A 21,113-nucleotide genomic window follows, 5' to 3' on the forward strand; every position below is an offset into this window, starting at 1 on the left:
TGGGGGGGGGGGAGGGGGGGGTGGGAGGGGGGGGGGGGGTGGGAAGGGGGGGGGGGTGGGGGGGAAAAAAAAAAAAAAAAAAAAACCACCCCAAACCAAAACAAAAAAGGGAGGGAGAACCACCCTCCTTTCCTCCCCCCCGGGGGGGGGGAAACCCCTTCCTTTCCCCCCCCACGGGGCCGCGATTTATGTGCGTCTGATCTGTTTGAACGTTTCGATACCGAAGGCCAGCATGGGAATAAAGACCAGGGTCAGGACGGTCGAAACCAGAAGACCGGCGATGGCCACCACGGCCAGGGGGGACAGGCGCTCCAACCCCACGGCGGATTCGAAGGCCACCGGCAGCATGCCGGCGATGGTGCTGAGGGCCGTCATCAGGATGGGGCGGGTCCGCCGCCCGATGGCCTCTTCGATGGCGGTGTTCACATCCGTTCCTTTTTGGCGTGCGCTTCCAATGAAATCCATCAGAAGAATGGCGTTGTTGACCACGATGCCCCCCAGTAGCACCAGGCCCATGGCTGCGGGCATGCAGAAATGGCGCGAAAAGAGAAGCATGCCCCAGGGCACGCCGATGAAGGCCAGGGGAATGGTGCTCATCACCATCAGCGGCCGCACAAAGGACGCGAAGGTCACCACCATGGAGACGTAGAGAAACAACAGGGCGAGGCCCATGGACAGGCCCAGGCCGCCGAAGGTCTCTTTCATCTGGCGGATTTCGCCCCGCTGACTGATCCGGTATCCGGCGGGCAGGGACAGGTCCGAGAGCAGCGCGTCCACCTGATCCTGAAGATGGGTGATGGCGGTGGTTTCCCGATATCCGAGCACGGAAACCACCGGCATCAGATCCCTGCGGGTGATACGTGAGGGGCCGGTGACCTTTCGGATGTCGGCGATCTCGTTCAGGGGCACTGTCCCGAAGGGGCCCGGTATCCTCAGGTCGGCCAGGTCGCCCTGGTCCGCCATGGCCAAGGGATCCAGACGGAGCCGGACCGGATAGCCGTCCTGGGCCGCTACGCTCAGGCGGGAGACCGTCCTGCCGGTGGTGGCCGTGGTGACCATGGCCACCACATCGTCTTCGGTGAGGCAGTAATGCGCCATTCTCGCCCTGTCCGGATCCACGGCGATTTCCTGCTTCGAAAGATCCCAGGTCCGGGCCAGGGAGGTCAGGCCCCGGACCTTTTCCAGCCGTTTTTCCACCTCCCGGGCCAGGCTGTCGAGCATCAGAAGGTCGGGCCCTTCGATCATCACGTCCACCGGCGCTGAAATCGAGGACAGGGGGGTGGCCCCGTAATCATAGACACGGACCTGTTTGAGGCCCGGCATGGCCGTGAAGCGGCGCCTGAGTTCGGCCTCGATTTCCCAGATCGTCCGGTCGCGTTCAAAGCGGTTCTTGAAATGGACGGTGGCCAGGCCCTCCTGGGCGGTGCGATCGGCACCGAAGCTGATCACGCCGGGCTCGGACCCCACCATGACGGCCATACGCACAAAGCCCGGTGTGGAAAGGATCACGGCTTCCATGTCCCGGATCACCTTCTCGGTGACGGAAAGGGAACTGTTGGGCCAGGTTTCGAATTCAATCTTGACGATGCCGGTGTCCATGGCGGGCATCAGGTCCCGTCCGATCAGGGGCATCTGCCGGACGCTGATAAGAAGAAGGACGATCAAAGCAAGGGGAAAGAGAAACCCCAGGCGTCCGGTGGTCAGGCGGTAGCACCTGACAAAAAAACGTTCGAGGGGCAAAAGCCACCCGCCGGTCAGCGTGTCGAAAAACCGCTCCAACCGGTTCACGTGGTGACCGGCCTTGATCAGTTTCGGGGCCAGGAGGGGGATCACGGTCACCGACACGATGAACGAGGACAACAGAGCCAGGGACAGGACCACGGAAAGGGGGCGGAGAATCTTCTGGGCATAGCCGCCCACGAACATGATGGGAACCAGCACGACCAGGGTGGTGGCGGTGCCCGCGAAATCCGCCATGAAAATTTCCCGGACGCCCTTTCGGGCCGCCTGGTCCGGGGGGGTGTCGCCGGGGGCCATGTGGCGGTCGATGTTTTCGATAACCACGATGGTGTCGTCGACCAGAAGTCCCACGGCCAGGATGATGGCGGTCATGGTGACCATGTTCAGCTCGTAGCCGATCAGGGTCATGCCCGCAAAGGTCAGGAAAAAGGTGAAGGGAATGGACACGGCGGCCAGAAGCGTGGTCCGTCCCCGTGCCATCAGCATGAAAATCACCGCCACGGTGAGCAGCACCGAATCCCTGAGGGCGGAAATAAGGTTGGACACGGAGGTTTCGATCAGCTCGCCCTGGGTGTCGGCGATGTCGAATACAAGTCCGGGAAAGGCGTCCCGGAGCTCAGGCAAGGCCTGATCGAGGGCCGCAAGGGTTTCGGTGACCGAGCCGCCTTCGCTGCGCAGAATGTTGAGCCCGATGGCAGCTTTCCCGTTGGCCCGGAACAGGGAGCGGCGTTCCTCGAAGGTGGTCTGGATCTCGGCCACGTCCCGCAGATACACGGTATCGGCAGGGCCGCTTCCGGAAAGGACGATGTCCGAAAGGCCGTGGGCGAGACCCCTCTCGCCGTGGAGGGTGATCACCTGTTCATTGGCGTTTGACAACAGAAGGCCGCTGGGGAGGTTGCGGTTCTGCCCGGCCACGGCTGCGGCCACCCCGGCGGGGGACAGGCCGTAGCGGCTCAGGCTGTGCCGGTCAAGAACCAGACGGATTTCCGGAACATGGCCGCCGAAGACCTCCACACCGGCAATGCCGGGAATCCGGAGAAGTGTTTCGCGGATCTCGTTGTCGCAGATCTGACGGACCCTGGACAGGCTGAAGACCGATCCCTTTGCCGGAGAAACCGCAAGGGTCTTGACCGGCGCCGTGGCGTCGCTGATCCGGAAAATCCGGGGCGGCAGCAGATCTGCGGGCAGGCTGGGCAGAACCCGGTTGATGGCGGCGCTCACATCGGTCACCGCCGCGTCCAGGGATTTGGCGTAGTCGAACTCCACCTTGACGGCGGCGGTTTCATCCCGGATGGTGGCGGTGACGGTGCGGACCTTGTCCAGGGAGGCCAGTTCCTTTTCCACCTGCCGCGCCACCGTGTCGGCCATGTCCCGGGCCGAGGCGCCGGGCTGGATGAGCAGCACCGACACCTGGGGGTAATTGGAATCGGGAAACAGGTTGAGGGGCAGGGTCTTGAACCCGATGAGGCCGAAAGCGACGCCCAGGAATACGAAGGCCAGAAGGGCATGGGGTTTTTTCAGGCAGGCGTCGAGCAGGTTCATGGGGCGTCCTCCGGCACCGGCAGAACGGGAACGGCAGGATCGAGTTTCAGGAGCAGATATTCGGGGCCGGTGACCAGACGGTCCGTTTCGGAAATCTCGCCGGTGACCACGGCGAGGCCGCCCGCCCGTCCGAGGACGGTGACGGGTCGGGGAGAAACCCGGTTTTTGTCGTTGACGGCAAAGACAAGGGTTTGGGTGTCGGTTTCAAGCAGACACGTTTCCGAAACCCGCCAGCCTTCCGGGCGGCCCGTCGTGAGGACCACGCCCACCGTGGCGTTGCTGGGCAGGCCGAAGGGGCGCGTCGGGGTTCTGATTTCCACCGTGGCCAGACGGCCGGACACGATGGCCGGATGGATGCGGTCAAGGGTCGCCTTTAGGGTGCGGCTTCCTTCGACCAGAAGCACCTCGGCCTTCGGGGCAAGACCTGCGAGGACCTTGTAAGACACCCGGACCAGAACCCGGTAGCCCGCTTCCGGGCTTTCGATGCGCAAAACCGGTGTTCCGGGGGCGACCAGGTCACCGGGGTCTTTCATCCGTTCGGTGACCACGCCGTCATCGATGGCTGTCATGCGTGCGAAGGACAGGGACAGGTCGGCGGCCCTGAGATCCTGCTCGAGGCGCAGCACCCGGCTCAGGGCCAGGCTGGTGGCCAGTTCGGCCTCGTCCAGGGTCTCCAGGGCAATGGCCTTTTCACGGATCAGGGCCCGCCGGCGGTCCCGGATGGCTGTTTTGATGTCCAGATCCTGCCGGGCTCCGGTCAGCTCGGCCGAAAGGGCCTGCTTGCGGGCTTCGGTGAGACGGGGATCGATGTCAGCCAGAATCTCGCCCCGCCGGACCGGATCCCCCACGTCTTTGTGAACACGGAACAGTTCACCGCTGATCTGGGCGGACAGCACCGCCGAGCGCAGGGGCTCGATGACGCCCAGTTCATGGATCGAAAGGGGAAGAACCCCCCAGTCCGGGGTGGTGATGACGACCGGAAGGGGCCGGATTTCGGGTGTGGCCTGATTGGCCAGCCCGCTTTTCCGGTGCCGGACCAGAAGCCCGGCGCCGACCATGAGAAAAAGGACGATCAGCAACGCCAGAATCCGGAAAAATTGCTTTTTCATGATACCTCAGGGTGCCTTGTTCAGCGGTGAACGGACGGTGCATGGGGCGCGTCTGTCTGTTTGAAGGCAAAAAAACAGTTGTTTGGTTTGCACGTCCCTCATCATAAAAATGACCATTCTATGGTTAAACCACCCGTTCGCGCTGCTCACTGAAGGACACGAAGAGCACGAAGGATACCGTAAATAATTGTTTTTTCTTCGTGGTCCTTCGTGCTCTTCAGTGAGCGCAGCGAACGGGTGGTCAAAAAAAACCACGCGAATAACATTCCCATGAATCGCTCCTATCCGGACGCAATCCTGTGGGGTAGGAGGGATGTTCGCCGGTTAACCCAGAGCAGCGGCAACCGCCGCTGCCCTGGGACATGGTTCTATTTGCCGGCCATCATCGCCGCGACGTCATCGTCCACGGTGCCGATGGGTTTGATGTTGAAGTTTTCGACCAGGACCTTGGCCACGGCCGGGGAGAGGAAGGCGGGCAGGGTCGGGCCCAGGCGGATGCCCTTGACGCCGAGGAACAGCAGGGCCAGGAGCACGGCCACGGCTTTCTGTTCGTACCAGGCGATGTCGTAGGAGATCGGCAGCTCGTTGATGTCCGACAGGCCGAAGACCTCCTTGAGTTTCAGGGCGATGACCGCCAGGGAATAGGAATCGTTGCACTGTCCGGCGTCCAGAACCCGGGGAATGCCGCCGATGTCGCCCAACGCCAGCTTGTTGTAACGGTATTTGGCGCAGCCCGCCGTGAGGATCACCGTGTCTTTAGGCAGTTTTTCGGCCACCTCGGTGTAGTAGCTGCGGGTCTTGTGACGGCCGTCGCATCCGGCCATGACCACGAAACGCTTGACGGCGCCGGATTTCACCGCCTCGACCACTTTGTCGGCCAGGGCCAGCACCTGGTTGTGGGCAAAGCCGCCCAAAAGGGTGCCGGTTTCGATTTCCGTGGGCGACGCACAGGATTTGGCCTGGTTGATCAGGGCCGAGAAATCTTTGGCGCCGCCTTCGGGACGGTCGGCCACGTGGGTCGCGCCGTCATAGCCCACCACGCCGGTGGTGTACAGGCGGCTTAGGTAGGTGTTGGTCTTCTTGACGGGGATCAGGCAGTTGGTGGTCAGAAGAATCGGGCCGTTGAAAGACTCGAATTCCTCGTTCTGGTGCCACCAGGACCCGCCGTAGTTTCCCACGAAATGGGCGTACTTCTTGAACGCCGGGTAATAGTTGGCCGGCAGCATCTCGCCGTGGGTGTAAACGTCCACGCCGGTGCCCTCGGTCTGTTTGAGCAGTTCGTCCATGTCCTTGAGATCGTGGCCGGAGATCAGGATGCCGGGGTTCTTGCGGACGCCCAGGTTCACCTCGGTGATTTCCGGATTGCCGTACGTTTTCGTGTTGGCCTCGTCCAGAAGGGCCATGGTGGTGACGGCGACTTCACCGCATTTCATCACGAGGCCGATCATCGCCTCCACGGACAGATCCTTGGTGGTGGAGGCCAGGGCTTCCATCATGAAATCATTGATTTCCGCCTTGCGGTAGCCCAAAACGGCGGCATGCTCGGCGTAGGCGGCCACGCCCTTGAGGCCGATGATCAGAAGTTCGCGTAAGGAGCGGACATCCTCGTTTTCCGTGGCCAGGATGCCCACGGATTTGGCTTTGTCGGCAAAGGTTGAAGACGGGCCGGTCCAGGTGGCCGCCTCGGGGAGGGCGCCGGAGAAGTCGGCGCCGTTTTTTGCCTTGTAGGCTGCAAGGAAGGCGGCTTTGAGTTTGTCACGACGGGCCAGGGCTTCCTCGATCATGGCCGTGAACCGGGCGTTGGCCCAGTTGGCGTTGGTGATGGTGGCGAACAGACCCTGTTCCACGAACAGGTCATGGCTACGGTCCGGCGATCCCAGGGCTTTCAATTGATCCGCGTAGACGGCGATGCCCTTGAGCACGAAGATCAGAAGGTCCTGAAGGTTGGCGGTTTCCTCGGGCTTGCCGCACATGCCCTTGGTCGTGCAGCCGGTGTTTTTCATGGTTTCCTGACATTGAAAACAAAACATGGTGTCCTCCTCATTGGTGGTTGGTGAGTCGTTAGAGCCAGAATTCAGGATAACGTCTGTTTCTGGACAGATTATTGACGAAAAGTGCGACGATCAGCATGATCGCAGCCCCCAGTCCCACCGGGACCAGGGCGTACATGTATCCGAGCTTGTGGATGCCGGGCCCCCCGATGACCGCGATCAGGGCCGTGGCCCCTCCGGGGGGATGGAGGGTTCTCGTGGCGTGCATGGCCGCGATGGCCGTGGCCACGGCAAGGGGGGCCGCCAGAAAGAGATGGCCGGGGAGCAGTTGAACCGCCGCCACCCCGATGAGGGCGGAAAGGATATGACCGCCCAGAAGGTTCCGGGGCTGGGCCAGGGGGCTTCGCACCGCGCCGTAGACCAGCACGGCGGAGGCGCCGAAGGACCCGATGATGAAGGTGGCGCCGGCCGTGTCGGTCAGGGCGCGGGTCATGACGGACAGGGGCAGAATCCCCAGAACGGCCCCGATCCAGGACCAGAGAATCTCGGTCAGACCGACCCCCGGCGGACTGCCGGAATGACCCTTCATTTTACTGAAATACCGCATAAGCGTGAGCTCCTCTCAACAGGTTTTCATGCAGAAGGCCCGGACGAGGTCACTGCGGGTGATGATGCCGCAGAGGGTGGCGTCCGGGTTCAGGACCGGAACCCGGTTGATGTTTTTTTCGTCGAAAATCCCGGCAATGTCGGCAAGCGGCGTGGTTTCGCGGACTCCGATCACCGGGGCGCTCATGATCTCTCCGGCGGTTTTCCGGGAAAGGGGCAGGGCCATGCAGCCGCAGTGGTCCAGGCAGTGGCTGATGATGGTCATGAACGAGAGGCTGTCCCGGATGCCCATGTCGGCCAGAAAATCCTTTTCCGAAATCATGCCGATCACCCGATGGTCGGCATCGACCACGGGCAGCCCCGTGACGGCGCTTCCGGCCATGATCCGCGCCACCTCGGCCAGCGGTGTCTGTTCGTTTACCAGAATCACCTCCCGGGTCATGATGTCCCGGGCCAGGGTGTTCAAGGGAACGCGGGCCATGGCGTGCCGGTAGGCCAGGAGGTAGATTTCCCTGAAATCGGCGGGCGTGATGTCGATGTAGCCGCTCAGGGCTTTCATGGCCTCGATGATGTCGTCATCCGACAGGTCGAAGGCGGGTTGACCACATAGTGGGTCGATCGTCATCGGCTGATCCTTTTTAAGGTTGGCATGGTGTTGCCACCCTATCTCCGGGCGAATGATATTTCCTTGACCTGAGTCAAAAAACGAAAAAAAAGCGATGGCTGTTGGTTGATAAGCCATGAATGGGGGTTGATGTGAGTTTGGGATTATAGCAATAAGGGGCGGGGTTGGGAAGGGGGAAAATGGGCGGGGGCGCCTGCACGGACGCACGGACGGGGTGGACGGGGTGGACGGGGTGGACAGGGTGGACAGGGTGGACGGGGTGGACGTGCGAAGCCGTCAGTTTTTTCCGTAGAGGCGTTTTCGGGTGAAGCGGAACATGCCGGAGGCTTCTTCGGCGGCGATGATGTCGGCTTCGGTGCCGAAGTGCTTTCGGCGGAGCTCGGAAAGTTGATGGTCCCGGTCTTCGGTGTCGGGGGCGGCGATAAGGGCGTCGCGGGCGGCCATGTAGGCGAGACCCTCACTCCAGCGGTGGTCGCGCGCATCGTCCAGATCGCTCCAGCGGGTGAGGGCCTCATCGTCCATGCCCATGGTTTTGCGCAGGTCGGTCAGGCGGTCCTTGCGGGTGTCGGCGTCCATGATGTGAAGGTCGTCCTGGACGCTGCCGATGGCAAGGAAGGTGTTCAGAAGTTCCTGGGCGTGGTGTTTAATGTAGGCGGGAGTTGTGTCGCCGTAAATGTCGTCCAGGGTCCGTCTGAAACGGTTCAGTTTTTCATCGAAGGGCGCGCCCGCCATGGCATCGATGTCCCCGGCAAGACGGTCCACCTCGTTTTTCTTGAGTTCCATCTCCCAGATGGCGAGGGCGTCGTCGCCGAACACCTCAAGGCGTTTTTCCCAGAGCCGTTCCGTAAGTTCACGGGGGGAAAGGTCGGCCAGAAGGTCACGATTTTCGTCGCCCCAGGTCCCGTAGGCCAGAAGCTGTTCGAGCCGCTTGATCAGGATATCGGCATGGTCGGGAAAGGCCGCGGTCAGATAGGCGTTCAGATGGTCCCGCCAGGTGTCCGGATAGGTTTTTTTCAGCATGTGGATCAGGTGATCGAGGGCCTCCATCTGGACCCGGGGATGGTCGATGTGTGCGCCGTACTGGTCGGTCAGGCTGTCGATCAGCTCCGGATAGTCCAACGACGTGATCGCTTCCGGGGGGGCGGCCCCGCCGGAGACCGGGGAGCGATCTGCGGACGATGGCGCCGCCTTTTCGATGAGGCCCGCTGCGGCTGCGGCCGGTCGCGATGGTGAGGAGACGTCCCGGCTGTCGGGGGTGAAAAGAAAATATGCGGAAAGCCCGGCAAAAACGATGGCAAGGCAGACGATCAGGCCTTTGGTGTGCGTCATGGTCCTTTTTTCCTTTGCAGAAGCCGGTTTCCTTGATGGGCACGCTGTGCTTAACCCATCCTGTCGTGTATCGCCGGTAGGATGGGCAAAGCGCAGCGTGCCCATCATGTTTTTAAACCCATGGCATAAGGTGACCCCATGAACATGACGGCGGCTATTCCTTATCGGCGATGAAGTCGATCAGGTCCGCGTAGAACCGGGTTTCATCGAAGCTGTCCCCGATCAGGTAGGGAATGACGCCCAGGCCGCAGACATCCACATGGTCATAGGGCAAGACCGAACTGTAGGAGGTGCTTTGGGTCTCGTTCGGGGCGTTCAGGTTCGCCACATAGCCCATGGCCTTGTCTTCGGAAAAACCGGATTTTTTGAACCAGCCGCCTTCCGTATAGGTGAGGCGGTAGCCCATCTGCTGGGAGTTGATGCCCACCAGACCGTCGTCGTCGCCGTCTTCGAAATCCCCGTCACCGTCACCGGCCACGCCGTCGCCCTGGCAGTCCAGGAGGTTCCCCTCGCTGTCCGTGGCCCCGCACCAGCCGTCACCGTCGATGTCCAGAGGCGCGAGAAGACCCAGAAACAGAAGCACGGGCCCGAGTCCGCCCTGGTCCGCCGTGATCAGAGAGCCGTAGTATTTCACGTGGTCGCTGTTGACGGGGTAGGTGGCGTTGAAGGCCTTGCAGCCGGTGATCTCACCGTCTTCGGGATCCCAGTCGTCGTAGTAGAACGCCTTCATGCTGGCGAAGTAGTCGCCCTGCTCCACATAGAACAGGGAACTGGCCACGCCGCCCGCCAGAAAGGACACAAAGGCGTTGAATCCGTCCTCGCCGTTTTCAAGGACGTTTTTGGACACCGAGGAACCCCTATGGGGGGACGAGATGGAAATCAGGGCGTGGACCACCCGGTGCCCCATCCGGTCATACAGCAGGCGGGCCGCTTTCCGGGCGTCGACGCCGCCCTGGGAATGGCCGATGATGTTCACGCCGTTAGCCCCCACGGTGGCCAGGTAGCCCTCGATGTCGTCGGCCAGTTCAAGCCCCCGGTATTCGGAGCTTTGAAAGGGGTTGACGTCGGTGGCATAGGCCTGTTGATTCCGGTCGATGTTCCGGTTGCAGGATGTTTCCAGGAACCGGTCGCAGGGGTCGCCCACAAAGACCCCGTAATCGCTCCCGAAATAATCGATGCCTAAAAACTGGTCGAAACCCAGCATGCCGTGGGCAAAGACCACCGGGTAGGTGGTTTTGTCGGCCCGGGCCCATGCTCCTGACACGGTCAGGCACACGGCAAGGCCGACCAGGGTGAGAATGGTTGCCGCTTTGGTGGTGTTCATGCTCTTTTGCCTCCTTAATCAATCGGGTGATGGGTGGTGTCACGATGATCAGGCCTGCGGTCGTGACGGCTCGTTATGTCTGTCGTTGCAGCTCCCTTGTCTTGTTGCGCCCCATGGGCGCCGGGGGATGCGGTCCGCTGGTTTTTTAAAGGAACCCCGGACCTAAGTGTGAACATAGTTGACACCTTAGGGGGCGAATGCGCCGTTGTCTGGCCAGAAATGAAAAACGGGGGAATTGTCCGATATTTTTTTTAACGATCGACTTAAAAAAAGACTCATCCGAATTTGCCGGTGGTCAAAACAAGGCATTCCGGTTTTGACAATCGGGTTATGGCTTATCTTTTCAGAGGTTTGTGACTGGAATCCCTGTGCCGGTGCCATCGCATCCGTCGTCTCTTTCCGGTGGGAAAGATTCAGGCCGTGTGCGCCGGCGGCGTCATTTCTTCTAACGCCCTGTCCGTGAGGACCATCGCGACCGGATGGTTGAGCCGGTGGATTAACCTGTTACAAGGAACACGACGGAAAAGAGACGGGGCTCATTTTGTAAACCATGGACTGCTCCCAGGAAGGCTTTTGGGAGAGTCGCGGGGTGGACGGCGTTTCGCGCCCGAACAATACAAAATAGTATTAATCAGATAGTCATAATACAAAAATGTAGTTGCAATCCAGGATGTGACATGTTTCGAATGTCACGAGTCGGTTTTTTATCGTGTCTGGTTTCAGCGGTTTGGCGCGTAACGGTGTTCACTTTCAGGGAATGGCATATGGGTTGCACTCTGAAGGGGCAACATCAGGCAACGCCGTGAGACGTCACATGGTTCGCAAACGGAGTCAACCCACAGACAAAGGAGACAGGCATGAGAAAGATTGCAATATACGGAAAAGGCGGCATCGGAAAATCCACCACCACCCAGAACACGGTGGCCGGACTGGCCGAGATGGGCAACAAGGTGATGGTGGTGGGCTGCGACCCCAAGGCGGACTCCACGCGCCTTCTTCTGGGCGGACTGGTTCAAAACACGGTACTCGACACCCTGCGTGAGGAAGGCGAGGACGTGGAACTTGCGGACGTGAGGAAAATCGGCTTCGGCGGCACCCTCTGCACCGAATCCGGCGGCCCGGAACCCGGCGTGGGCTGTGCGGGCCGCGGCATCATCACCTCCATCAACCTTCTCGAGCAGCTCGGGGCCTATGCGGACAGCGAGAAGCTGGACTATGTGTTCTACGACGTTCTGGGCGACGTGGTCTGCGGCGGATTCGCCATGCCCATCCGGGAAGGCAAGGCCCAGGAAATCTACATTGTGGTGTCCGGGGAAATGATGGCCATGTACGCGGCCAACAACATCTGCAAGGGCATCGTGAAATTCGCCGAAGCGGGCGGCGTCCGGCTGGGCGGGCTGATCTGCAACAGCCGCAAGGTGGATAACGAGCTTGAGATGATCACCGAGCTGGCCAATCAGCTGGGCACCCAGATGATCCATTTCGTCCCCCGGGAAAACGTGGTCCAGCGGGCCGAGATCAACCGGAAGACGGTCATCGACTATGAGCCGGAGCATGCCCAGGCCGACGAGTACCGGACCCTGGCACGGAAGATAAAGGACAACCAAAAAATGGTGATCCCCACGCCGCTGCCCATCGAGAACCTGGAGAAACTCCTGATCGATTTCGGTCTGGCGGGCTGATCAATCAACCAAACACGGATTAAACAACACACAATAATCGGAGGATAAAGACCATGATCATGATTCGATCGATCGTCAGACCAGAAAAAACGGACAACGTACTCGCATCCCTGATGGACGCCGGTTTCCCGGCGGTGACACGGTTTCCCGTGGTGGGCCGAGGCAAGCAGCGGGGCATCAAGATCGGGGAGATCACCTATGACGAGATCCCCAAGGAAATGCTGATGATGGTCGTCAAGGATAAGGACAAGGACTACGTGATCGAGACCATTCTCAAGGCCGCCCGAACCGGTGACAAGGGCGCATTTGGTGACGGAAAGATTTTCATCACACCGGTTCTCGACGTGTACACCATCAGTTCGGGGATTCGGGAAACACCGGGCGGCGTCATCGAGGAGGTGGCCGTATGAAAGAGATCCTTGCGATCATACGCATGAATATGATGGGCAAGACCAAGGAGGCGCTGGCCGATGCGGGAGTCGTGTCGATGAACGCGGTGGCCTGCCTGGGTCGGGGCAAGGGGCTGGTGGACATGAGCCTGCTCAAGGGGGCCGAAAAGGGCTACGAGGAGGCCATCACCCAGCTGGGGCAGGGAGGAAAGCTGATTCCCAAGCGGTCGATCAGCATCATTCTGCCGGACAAGATGGTGAAAAAAGCCGTCGACGCCATCATCCGGGTCAACCGGACCGACAAATCCGGGGATGGAAAGATTTTCGTACTCCCGGTCACGGAAAGTATCCGGATCCGCACCGGTGAAAAAGGACAGGGCACCCTCGACGGAGCCTAAGGGCCGGGGCGAAAAGGTCGCAACAACCACATCAAAACGAAGGACAAGCCATGGACGCAGCAACGGAACGGCCCCGGGACGGGGGCGAAACGATCGAAGCATTGAAGCAGGATATCCTGAAAAAATATCCGACCAAGGTGGCCCGCAAACGGGCCAAGCAAATCATCGTCAACAAGGTCGACGAGGGGTGCAATGTCCCCGAGATCGGCGCCAACACCCGGACGATTCCGGGCATTCTCACCCAGAGGGGGTGCACCTACGCCGGGTGCAAGGGGGTGATTCTCGGTCCCACCCGGGATCTTGTCAACATCGTGCACGGTCCCATCGGGTGCAGTTTTTACGCCTGGCTGACCCGGCGCAACCAGACCCGGCCGGCAACTCCGGACGACGAAAATTTCATGACCTATTGTTTTTCCACGGACATGCAGGATTCGGACATCGTGTTCGGCGGGGAAGGGAAACTGCGCCAGGCCATCCAGGAGGCCTACGACCTGTTCAAGCCCAAGGCCATCAGTGTGTTCGCCACCTGCCCCGTGGGGCTGATCGGCGACGACATCCATCAGGTGGCCCGGGAAATGAAGGCCAAGCTCGGGATCAACGTTTTCGCCTTCTCCTGTGAGGGCTACAAGGGGGTCAGCCAGTCGGCGGGTCATCATATCGCCAACAACGGGATTTTCAAACACGTGGTCGGCGAGGACGATACGATTCGCGAAGGCGACTACAAAATCAACCTTCTGGGCGAATACAACATCGGCGGGGACGGGTTCGAGATCGACCGGATTCTGGCCGCATGCGGCATCACGGTGGTGTCGACCTACAGCGGCAACTCGACCTACGGCCAGTTCGCCAATTCCCACACCGCCGATCTGAACACGGTGATGTGCCACCGGTCCATCAACTATGTGGCCGAGATGATGGAGACCAAATACGGCATCCCCTGGATCAAGGTCAACTTCATCGGCGCCGGGGCCACGGCCAAAAGCCTGAGAAAGATCGCCGAGTACTTCGGTGAAAAGGCGCTGACCGACCGGGTCGAAGAGGTGATCGCACGTGAACTGCCCAGGGTGGAACAGGCCATGGCCGAGGCCCGGGCACGCTGTTCGGGGAAAAAGGCCATGCTGTTCGTGGGCGGCTCGCGGGCTCACCATTACCAGGAACTGTTCCGGGAACTTGGCATGGACGTGGTCTCCGCCGGGTACGAGTTTGCCCACCGGGACGACTACGAAGGGCGCAAGGTGCTGCCGGGCATTAAAGTCGACGCCGACAGCCGGAACATCGAGGAACTTGAGGTCCATCCGGATCCTGAACGGTTCCGCCTGAGGAAAAGCGAGGTCGAGATCGAGGCCATGAAAGCCGCAGGCTTTGATTTCAAGGACTACGACGGCATGATGCCCGAGATGCCCGACGGGGCGCTGGTCATCGACGACATCAGTCATTACGAGACCGAAAGGCTGATCGAGTTTTACGAACCGGACGTGGTCTGCGCGGGCATCAAGGAGAAATACGTGGTCCAGAAAAGCGGGGTGCCGATGAAGCAGCTTCACAGCTACGATTCCGGCGGACCGTACGCAGGATTCAACGGCGCGATCAACTTTTACAAAGAGATCGACCGTATGGTGAACAGCCGGGTCTGGTCCTTCGTGAAAGCACCCTGGGAAAAGCATCCGGAACTGTCCGGGTCCTATGTCTGGGAATAAGGACCGGATGAGGGCGTGCGCCTGAGTCGCCGCAAAAATGACAACAGAGTAAACAAAGGGAGTGACACCATGCTGCTGAAACATACCCCGAAAACCATGACGGAACGATCGGCCCTGGTCATCAATCCGGCCAAGACCTGCCAGCCGGTGGGCGCCATGTACGCGGCTCTGGGCATCCACGCCTGCATGCCCCACAGCCACGGGTCCCAGGGATGCTGTTCCTACCATCGGAGCGCCCTGACCCGGCATTACAAGGAACCCGTGATGGCCACCACCAGTTCGTTCACCGAGGGCTCGTCGGTGTTCGGCGGTCAGGCCAACCTGATCCAGGCCATCGACAACATTTTCACCATCTACGAGCCGGATGTGGTGGCGGTTCATACCACCTGCCTGTCCGAGACCATCGGTGACGACATCACCCAGATCGCCCGCAAGGCCAAGGACGACGGCAAGGTGCCCGAGGGGAAATACGTGATCCATGCCAGCACCCCCAGTTACGTGGGCTCCCACGTGACGGGCTTTGCCAACATGTGCAAGGGCATGGTCGACTATTTTGCCGAAAGCACCGGGAAAAAAACAAAGACCCTGAACGTGATCCCCGGATACGTGGAGCCCTCGGATATGGAGGAAATCAAGCGCCTGTTGACCCTCATGGGCGTGCCGTTCATCCTGTTTCCGGATACCTCGGGCATTCTGAACGGCCCCCTGACGGGGCGGTTTACCATGTATCCCGACGGCGGGGTCACCGTGGCCCAGCTCCGAAAGACCGGCGACAGCATGGGCACCCTGGCCCTGGGCGACACGGCCTCGGGTCTTGCGGCCCGGACCCTCGATACGAAGTTCAAGGTTCCCTGCGAGATTCTTGAACTGCCCATCGGTCTTGCGGGCACCGATGCCTTCATCGATACGGTCCGCAAGGCGGCGGGCGTCACGGTTCCCGACGCGGTGACCTATGAACGGGGGCAGATGGTGGATCTGATCAGCGATATGCACCCGTATTTCTACGGCAAAAAGGTGGCCCTGTTCGGAGACCCGGACCAGCTGATCTCCCTGACCCGGTTCCTGTTGGATTTGGACATGAAACCGGTGCACATCGTCACCGGGACACCGGGCAAACGGTTTGAAAAGGTCATCGGGGAGATGACGGCGGATCTGCCTTACACCGTCAACGTCAAGGAATCGGGGGATACCTTTCTGCTGCACCAGTGGATCAAGAACGAGCCGGTGGATCTTCTGATCGGCAACACCTACGGCAAGTACATTGCCCGGGACGAGGACGTTCCCTTTCTCAGGCACGGGTTCCCCATTCTGGACCGGGTCGGGCATTCCTACTTCCCCACGGTGGGCTACCGGGGCGGGCTCCGGTTGATGGAAAAGATCCTGGACCTGTTGCTCGACCGCATGGATCGGGATGCCAAGGAAGAGTCGTTCGAACTTGTGTATTGATAATTCAATTGCATATTGCGGCCCAGGCCGGCGTTCTCGGGTTTTTGGAATCCGAAGGCGTACGCGTAGTCTACGCCTCCGGTTCCAAAAACCCTGCGGCCTTGGCCTGAACCACACTCTGCAATGTCACGGTGAGGCGATGCGGGCATAAACTGTTTGATTGTTCTTGCGAAAGACCTCGTAGGGTAGGATGGGCAACGCGCAGCGTGCCCATCATGATTCTAGAATGATAACGGGTGTCCCATGATGGAGGATTTATGACAGCCTTTACTCTGCTCAAAGAACGGGAACGGCAGGTCTATCACAAGGGCGAAGAGCCTTTCGACATGGTCTGCGACACCAAAAGCACCGCCGGGGCGGTCAGCCAGCGGGCCTGCGTGTTCTGCGGGTCCCGGGTGGTGCTTTATCCGGTGGCCGACGCCCTGCACCTGGTGCACGGCCCCATCGGCTGTGCGGCCTATACCTGGGATATAAGGGGGTCGTTGTCCTCGGGCCCGGAACTTCACCGGAAAAGTTTCTCCACGGATCTGCGGGAGGCCCAGATCATTTTCGGCGGCGAAAAGCGGCTGTACCAGGCCCTGATCGAGCTGATCGACCGCCATGACCCCAAGGCGGCCTTTGTCTACGCCACCTGCATTGTGGGCATCATCGGCGATGACGTGGCCGCCGTCTGCCGCAGGGTTTCGGCGGAGAAAGGCCTTCCCGTGATTCCGGTCCATTCCGAAGGATTCAAGGGAACCAAGAAAGACGGGTACAAGGCGGCCTGCGATGCCCTTTCCACCCTGATCGGCACCGGCAGCATCGAGGGGATCGGCAAAACGAGCATCAATATTTTAGGTGAATTCAACATCGGGGGCGAGGCCTGGATCATCGAGGACTACTACCGGAAAATGGGCGTGGAGGTCGTGTCCGTCATGACCGGAGACAGCCGGGTGGACAAGATCAAACGGGCCCACGGCGCCGCCCTCAACGTGGTGCAATGCTCGGGTTCCATGATGCAGCTGGCCAAGATGATGGAGGAGCGATACGGCATCCCCTATATCCGCGTGTCCTATTTCGGCATCGAAGACACGGCCCGGGCCCTGTACGACGTGGCGGCTCATTTCGGGGACCAGCCCGAAATCATGGAGAACACCAAGGCCCTGGTCAGGTCGGAGGTGTCGGCCGTCTACCCGGAGATCCAGCGGTATCGGGCCTTTCTTGAAGGCCGGAAGGCGGCCATTTACGTGGGCGGCGCCTTCAAGGCCTTCTCCCTGATCAAGGCCTTGAAATCCCTGGGTATGACCACGATCCTTGCCGGGTCTCAGACGGGCAATGCCGAGGATTACGCGGTTCTCAAGGACATGTGCGACGAGGGCACGGTGATCGTCGACGATGCCAATCCGCTGGAGCTGTCCCGCTATATCATTGAAAAAGGAGCGGACCTGTTCATCGGCGGAGTCAAGGAGCGGCCCATGGCCTACAAGATGGGGGTGGGCTTCTGCGATCACAATCACGAACGCAAAACGCCCCTGGCCGGTTTCGAAGGCATGTACAATTTCGCCAAAGAGGTTTACGGCACCGTCAAAAGCCCGGTCTGGGCCCTGGTGAAAGAAACGAGGTGAAGTATGAAAACTACAACGGTTCGAACAAGCCACAGTGAAGCGACCACCAATGCCTGCAAGCTCTGCACGCCGTTGGGGGCGTCCCTGGCCTTCAAGGGGGTCCGGGGGGCGATCAGTCTGATGCACGGGTCCCAGGGGTGTTCCACCTACATCCGGCGCTATCTGATCAGCCATTTCAAGGAACCCGTCGATATCGCCTCGTCGAATTTTTCCGAAGACACGGCGATTTTCGGGGGCGGGGCCAACCTCAAACAGAGTGTGGCCAATGTCATCCGCCAGTACACCCCCGAGTTGGTCGGGATTTCAACCACCTGTCTGTCCGAGACCATCGGGGACGATGTGGCCATGATTTTAAGGAGCATCCTCCGGGAAAACGACGGGCCGGATCTGCCGCCTTTGGTCCACGTGTCCACGCCCAGCTACACGGGCACCCACGCGGACGGCTACATTGCCGCGGTCCGGGCCCTGGTGGACGCCCTTTCGGTTTGCAAAGACCCCGCGTCGTCGGGGGAGTCGGTCAACGTTTTTCCGGGCATGGTGTCTCCGGCAGACCTGCGCTATCTGAAGGAAATTCTGGATGATTTCGACCTGGTCTACCGGATGCTGCCCGATTATTCGGACACCCTGGACGGCGGGCCCTGGGCCTCCTACCGGAAGATTCCCGAGGGCGGCACCCCGGTGTCCGGCATCAGGTCCATGGCCGATGCCCGGGCCAGTCTGGATTTTTCCCTGGTCAGCCGAACCGGCGACACGGCGGCCGGACTCCTTGAAGGACGCTTCGCCGTCCCCGTGTCTCGCCTCGGCGTGCCGGTCGGGGTCCGCGCCACGGACCGTCTGTTTGACTGTCTGTCCGGACTGTCGGGAAAGGACGTCCCGGAAAAGCATGCCCGTGAACGGGACCGGCTCCTTGACAGCTATGTGGACGGCCACAAATACCTGTTCGGCGCCCGGGCGGTGATCTATGGCGAGGAGGATCTGGTGGCGGGCCTGTTCGCCTTCCTGACGGAAATCGGGGTCACCCCCGTGCTCTGCGCCTCGGGCGGCACCAGCGGCAGGCTGGGGGAAACACTGGAATCGCTGCGCCCCGACGGCTACGACGAGGCCATCACCGTCCTTGAGGCTGCCGATTTCGGCCGGATCGAAGAGGCCATCCAAGACCTGGACGTGGACGTGGCCATCGGCAACAGCAAGGGCTACGCCGTGACCCGGACCCGGAACATCCCCCTGGTCCGCGTGGGCTTCCCCATCCACGATCGCGTGGGCGGCCCCAGGGTCCTCCACATCGGCTACCGCGGCGCCCAGAGCCTGTTCGACCGGGTGACCAACGCACTGTTGGAAACGAAACAGGAGGAGACCGGGGTGGGGTTCAGCTATTTATAAATAAGTAAATGGCACCTTACGGCCCAGGCCTGCGTTCTCGGGTTTTTGGAATCCTCGACGTAGCGCTGCTACGCCTCCGGTTCCAAAAACCCTGCGGCCTTGGCCTGAACCGCAATCTGCCATTTACACGAGGGTGAAGCGGTTTGTGGTCAATACGGCCCGCCACGCAAAAAACATGTTTTGTCAAACTTTTACAAAAAGTTTGGCCCCCGGCAGGGCCGCCGGAGGCAGAACCATCAGACGGATTATATATAATGAGGTGACGTATGACAACGACAACAACTGACCTGTCCCTAACCAACCATCCCTGTTTCAACGCCAAGGTCCGCCATCGGTTCGGGCGGGTTCATCTGCCGGTGGCGCCGCGCTGCAACATTCAGTGCAAGTTCTGCGACCGGAAATTCGACTGCGTGAACGAGAGCCGGCCGGGGGTCAGCAGCGGGATTCTGTCACCCTACCAGGCGCTGGTGTATCTGGAGCATGTGTTCGAGGCGAAAAAGAATATCTCCGTGGTGGGTATCGCGGGCCCGGGGGACCCCTTCGCCAACCCCGCAGAAACCATGGAAACCCTGAGGCTGGTCCGGGCCAAATACCCCGATATCCTCTTGTGCCTGGCAACGAACGGGCTGGGGGTCGGTCCTTACATTCCTGAACTCGCCGACCTCAGGGTGGGGCATGTGACCATCACGGTCAATGCCGTGGACCCCGAAGTCGCCGCCGGGGTTTACGCCTGGGTCCGACACGGGAAAAAGGTGCTGCGGGCCGAGGAGGGCGTCGCCATCCTGATGGCCAGGCAGATCGAGGCCGTCAGGGAATTGAAACGGCACGGAATCACGGTCAAGGTCAACAGCATCGTCATTCCGGGGATCAACGAGGATCACATCGTCGAGGTGGCCCGGGCCATGGCGGAGCTTGACGTGGATATCTTCAACGCCCTGCCGTACTACGCCAACGCGGGTTCGGCCTTCGCCCACATTCCGGAGCCTTCGCCTGACCTGATTCGGACGATCCGGGCCGAGGCGGGACGGTACATTCCCCAGATGACCCATTGCGCACGGTGTCGGGCCGACGCGGTGGGCTGTCTGGGCGAGGCCGATGACGAGCATCTTTTGACCAAGCTCAAGGCCTGTGAAGCCATGCCCGCCGTGCCGGACAGCGTGCCGGTTTCATCCGAAGCATCCCGGCGGTATGTGGCCGTGGCCAGCCTGGAAGGGGCCCTGGTCAATCAGCACCTGGGAGAGGCCCACCGGCTGTTGATATTCGGGGAGAAGGACGGGGCAATCGCCCTGGTCGACGAACGCGTCACCCCGGAGCCCGGCGGCGGCGACGCCCGCTGGGACACCATTGCGGCCTTGCTCAGCGACTGCCGGGCCCTTCTAATCAGCGGCATCGGCAAACGGCCCGAGGAGGTTTTGACCGGGCAGGGTATAACGGTTCTCAAGGTCGAAGGCCTGATCGAAGAAGCGGTCGCCGCCGTACTTGAGGGCAGACCCCTGAATCACATCGCCGCCCGTGAGCGCAGCCGCTGCGGCGTGGGCTGCTCCGGGACCGGAATGGGGTGCGGGTGATGCTTTGTTTGCCTCCGGCAGCCCTGCCGGGGGCCAACCTTTTCAAAAGGTTGCCAAACATGTTTTTTGGCCGGTCAGTTTTCTTATGCTGACAAACAATACATGGCGGTCACTTTTTATCGTCGTTTGTCAATAGGCTGAATTTAAACCCATTTGTCCAGCTTTTTAAAAGCCGGCCGCCGGAGGCAGCCATCAAAAAAAATATTTTTGAGATGGGTTCCGGCAGTCGTAAGGAAAATTCGTGCATGTGCACGGAGAACGATAAAAAACGTTATAACCCGGGCATCCCGGGCCGATGCTTGTGATGCCCCAACCCAAAGGAGAGGAACACCATGGAAAAACCTGCACATCATATTCTGGTTTGCGCCAGCTTTCGCGTGGCCGGCGAGCCCAAGGGGCTTTGTCACAAAAAAGGATCGGTGGGGTTGCTGCCCTATCTGGAAGAGGAAATTCTCGACCGGGGTCTCAATGTTCTGGTGTCCACCACGGGCTGTTTGAAACAGTGCGAGAAAGGACCGGTCATGGTGGTTTACCCGCAAAACACCTGGTATGGCGGCGTGGACAGCGAAAGCTCCGTCGACGCCATCCTCGATGCCCTCGAGGAGGGGGGCACCGCCGGTGATTATCTGATCTGACCGGAGGCCCGGCCCTGCCGTTCTCATTTGGCCTGAATCGAGGAGGAC

General features: G+C 60.5%; 16 protein-coding genes. 9 read left to right on the plus strand and 7 right to left on the minus strand.

The window, feature by feature from the left end; genetic code table 11:
• Positions 1-186: 186 nt before the first annotated feature.
• From ACYQ11_RS18515 to ACYQ11_RS18545, 7 genes are all read right to left on the minus strand, one after another.
• A complete protein-coding gene (locus ACYQ11_RS18515; protein WP_459925306.1) occupies positions 187-3,282 on the minus strand; it encodes an efflux RND transporter permease subunit in 3,096 nt (1,031 codons plus the stop codon).
• Positions 3,279-4,391: an efflux RND transporter periplasmic adaptor subunit gene (locus ACYQ11_RS18520; protein WP_459925307.1), complete on the minus strand. Its 1,113-nt coding sequence runs from the start codon at positions 4,389-4,391 to the stop codon at positions 3,279-3,281. The genes ACYQ11_RS18515 and ACYQ11_RS18520 overlap by 4 nt, the downstream gene beginning before the upstream one ends.
• 368 nt (positions 4,392-4,759) lie before the next feature.
• Positions 4,760-6,421: a hydroxylamine reductase gene (gene hcp / locus ACYQ11_RS18525; protein WP_459925308.1), complete on the minus strand. Its 1,662-nt coding sequence runs from the start codon at positions 6,419-6,421 to the stop codon at positions 4,760-4,762.
• 31 nt (positions 6,422-6,452) lie between these two features.
• Complete coding sequence (locus ACYQ11_RS18530; protein WP_459925309.1) at positions 6,453-6,989, minus strand: HPP family protein; 537 nt, start codon at positions 6,987-6,989, stop codon at positions 6,453-6,455.
• A 15-nt stretch (positions 6,990-7,004) separates the two neighbouring features.
• Positions 7,005-7,613 (minus strand): CBS domain-containing protein, encoded by a 609-nt coding sequence (locus tag ACYQ11_RS18535; RefSeq protein WP_459925310.1) that lies wholly within the window; start codon positions 7,611-7,613, stop codon positions 7,005-7,007.
• Between the two features lie 276 nt (positions 7,614-7,889).
• Complete coding sequence (locus ACYQ11_RS18540) at positions 7,890-8,942, minus strand: hypothetical protein (protein ID WP_459925311.1); 1,053 nt, start codon at positions 8,940-8,942, stop codon at positions 7,890-7,892.
• A 154-nt stretch (positions 8,943-9,096) separates the two neighbouring features.
• Positions 9,097-10,266, minus strand: coding sequence for an esterase/lipase family protein (locus tag ACYQ11_RS18545; protein ID WP_459925312.1), 1,170 nt, complete (start codon positions 10,264-10,266; stop codon positions 9,097-9,099).
• 857 nt (positions 10,267-11,123) lie between these two features.
• Between ACYQ11_RS18545 and nifH the strand changes: the two genes are divergently transcribed.
• The 9 genes from nifH (at position 11,124) to ACYQ11_RS18590 (ending at position 21,065) form a co-directional block, all read left to right on the plus strand.
• Complete coding sequence (nifH, locus tag ACYQ11_RS18550; protein ID WP_459925313.1) at positions 11,124-11,948, plus strand: nitrogenase iron protein; 825 nt, start codon at positions 11,124-11,126, stop codon at positions 11,946-11,948.
• A gap of 53 nt (positions 11,949-12,001) precedes the next feature.
• Positions 12,002-12,358, plus strand: a complete 357-nt coding sequence (locus tag ACYQ11_RS18555; RefSeq protein ID WP_459925314.1) for a P-II family nitrogen regulator — start codon at positions 12,002-12,004, stop codon at positions 12,356-12,358.
• Entirely contained in the window at positions 12,355-12,735 is a 381-nt protein-coding gene (locus ACYQ11_RS18560) for a P-II family nitrogen regulator (RefSeq protein WP_459925315.1), read from the plus strand. The genes ACYQ11_RS18555 and ACYQ11_RS18560 overlap by 4 nt, the downstream gene beginning before the upstream one ends.
• Before the next feature lie 50 nt (positions 12,736-12,785).
• Complete coding sequence (nifD, locus tag ACYQ11_RS18565) at positions 12,786-14,432, plus strand: nitrogenase molybdenum-iron protein alpha chain (protein ID WP_459925316.1); 1,647 nt, start codon at positions 12,786-12,788, stop codon at positions 14,430-14,432.
• A gap of 69 nt (positions 14,433-14,501) precedes the next feature.
• A complete protein-coding gene (gene nifK, locus ACYQ11_RS18570) occupies positions 14,502-15,878 on the plus strand; it encodes a nitrogenase molybdenum-iron protein subunit beta (RefSeq protein WP_459925317.1) in 1,377 nt (458 codons plus the stop codon).
• 257 nt (positions 15,879-16,135) lie between these two features.
• On the plus strand, positions 16,136-17,482 hold the full coding sequence (gene nifE / locus ACYQ11_RS18575; RefSeq protein WP_459925318.1) for a nitrogenase iron-molybdenum cofactor biosynthesis protein NifE: 1,347 nt from the start codon (positions 16,136-16,138) through the stop codon (positions 17,480-17,482).
• A gap of 3 nt (positions 17,483-17,485) precedes the next feature.
• Positions 17,486-18,862 carry a nitrogenase component 1 gene (locus ACYQ11_RS18580; RefSeq protein ID WP_459925319.1) on the plus strand — a complete coding sequence of 459 codons (1,377 nt, stop codon included), beginning with the start codon at positions 17,486-17,488 and terminating at the stop codon, positions 18,860-18,862.
• Positions 18,863-19,128: 266 nt separating this feature from the next.
• Complete coding sequence (locus ACYQ11_RS18585) at positions 19,129-20,430, plus strand: radical SAM protein (RefSeq protein WP_459925320.1); 1,302 nt, start codon at positions 19,129-19,131, stop codon at positions 20,428-20,430.
• Between the two features lie 332 nt (positions 20,431-20,762).
• Positions 20,763-21,065 (plus strand): (2Fe-2S) ferredoxin domain-containing protein, encoded by a 303-nt coding sequence (locus tag ACYQ11_RS18590; protein WP_459925321.1) that lies wholly within the window; start codon positions 20,763-20,765, stop codon positions 21,063-21,065.
• Positions 21,066-21,113: the final 48 nt, after the last annotated feature.

The sequence above is a fragment of the Desulfatiferula olefinivorans genome (assembly GCF_054657895.1).

Excerpts from the sequence above, each read along its gene's own strand:
- hcp (WP_459925308.1), bottom strand. The coding sequence starts at position 6,421 with ATGTTTTGTTTTCAATGTCAGGAAACCATGAAAAACACCGGCTGCACG.
- nifD (WP_459925316.1), top strand. The coding sequence starts at position 12,786 with ATGGACGCAGCAACGGAACGGCCCCGGGACGGGGGCGAAACGATCGAA.
- ACYQ11_RS18540 (WP_459925311.1), bottom strand. The coding sequence starts at position 8,942 with ATGACGCACACCAAAGGCCTGATCGTCTGCCTTGCCATCGTTTTTGCC.
- ACYQ11_RS18515 (WP_459925306.1), bottom strand. The coding sequence starts at position 3,282 with ATGAACCTGCTCGACGCCTGCCTGAAAAAACCCCATGCCCTTCTGGCC.
- ACYQ11_RS18580 (WP_459925319.1), top strand. The coding sequence starts at position 17,486 with ATGAAAACTACAACGGTTCGAACAAGCCACAGTGAAGCGACCACCAAT.
- ACYQ11_RS18585 (WP_459925320.1), top strand. The coding sequence starts at position 19,129 with ATGACAACGACAACAACTGACCTGTCCCTAACCAACCATCCCTGTTTC.
- ACYQ11_RS18590 (WP_459925321.1), top strand. The coding sequence starts at position 20,763 with ATGGAAAAACCTGCACATCATATTCTGGTTTGCGCCAGCTTTCGCGTG.
- ACYQ11_RS18520 (WP_459925307.1), bottom strand. The coding sequence starts at position 4,391 with ATGAAAAAGCAATTTTTCCGGATTCTGGCGTTGCTGATCGTCCTTTTT.
- nifE (WP_459925318.1), top strand. The coding sequence starts at position 16,136 with ATGACAGCCTTTACTCTGCTCAAAGAACGGGAACGGCAGGTCTATCAC.
- ACYQ11_RS18530 (WP_459925309.1), bottom strand. The coding sequence starts at position 6,989 with ATGCGGTATTTCAGTAAAATGAAGGGTCATTCCGGCAGTCCGCCGGGG.
- nifK (WP_459925317.1), top strand. The coding sequence starts at position 14,502 with ATGCTGCTGAAACATACCCCGAAAACCATGACGGAACGATCGGCCCTG.
- ACYQ11_RS18555 (WP_459925314.1), top strand. The coding sequence starts at position 12,002 with ATGATCATGATTCGATCGATCGTCAGACCAGAAAAAACGGACAACGTA.
- nifH (WP_459925313.1), top strand. The coding sequence starts at position 11,124 with ATGAGAAAGATTGCAATATACGGAAAAGGCGGCATCGGAAAATCCACC.
- ACYQ11_RS18560 (WP_459925315.1), top strand. The coding sequence starts at position 12,355 with ATGAAAGAGATCCTTGCGATCATACGCATGAATATGATGGGCAAGACC.
- ACYQ11_RS18535 (WP_459925310.1), bottom strand. The coding sequence starts at position 7,613 with ATGACGATCGACCCACTATGTGGTCAACCCGCCTTCGACCTGTCGGAT.
- ACYQ11_RS18545 (WP_459925312.1), bottom strand. The coding sequence starts at position 10,266 with ATGAACACCACCAAAGCGGCAACCATTCTCACCCTGGTCGGCCTTGCC.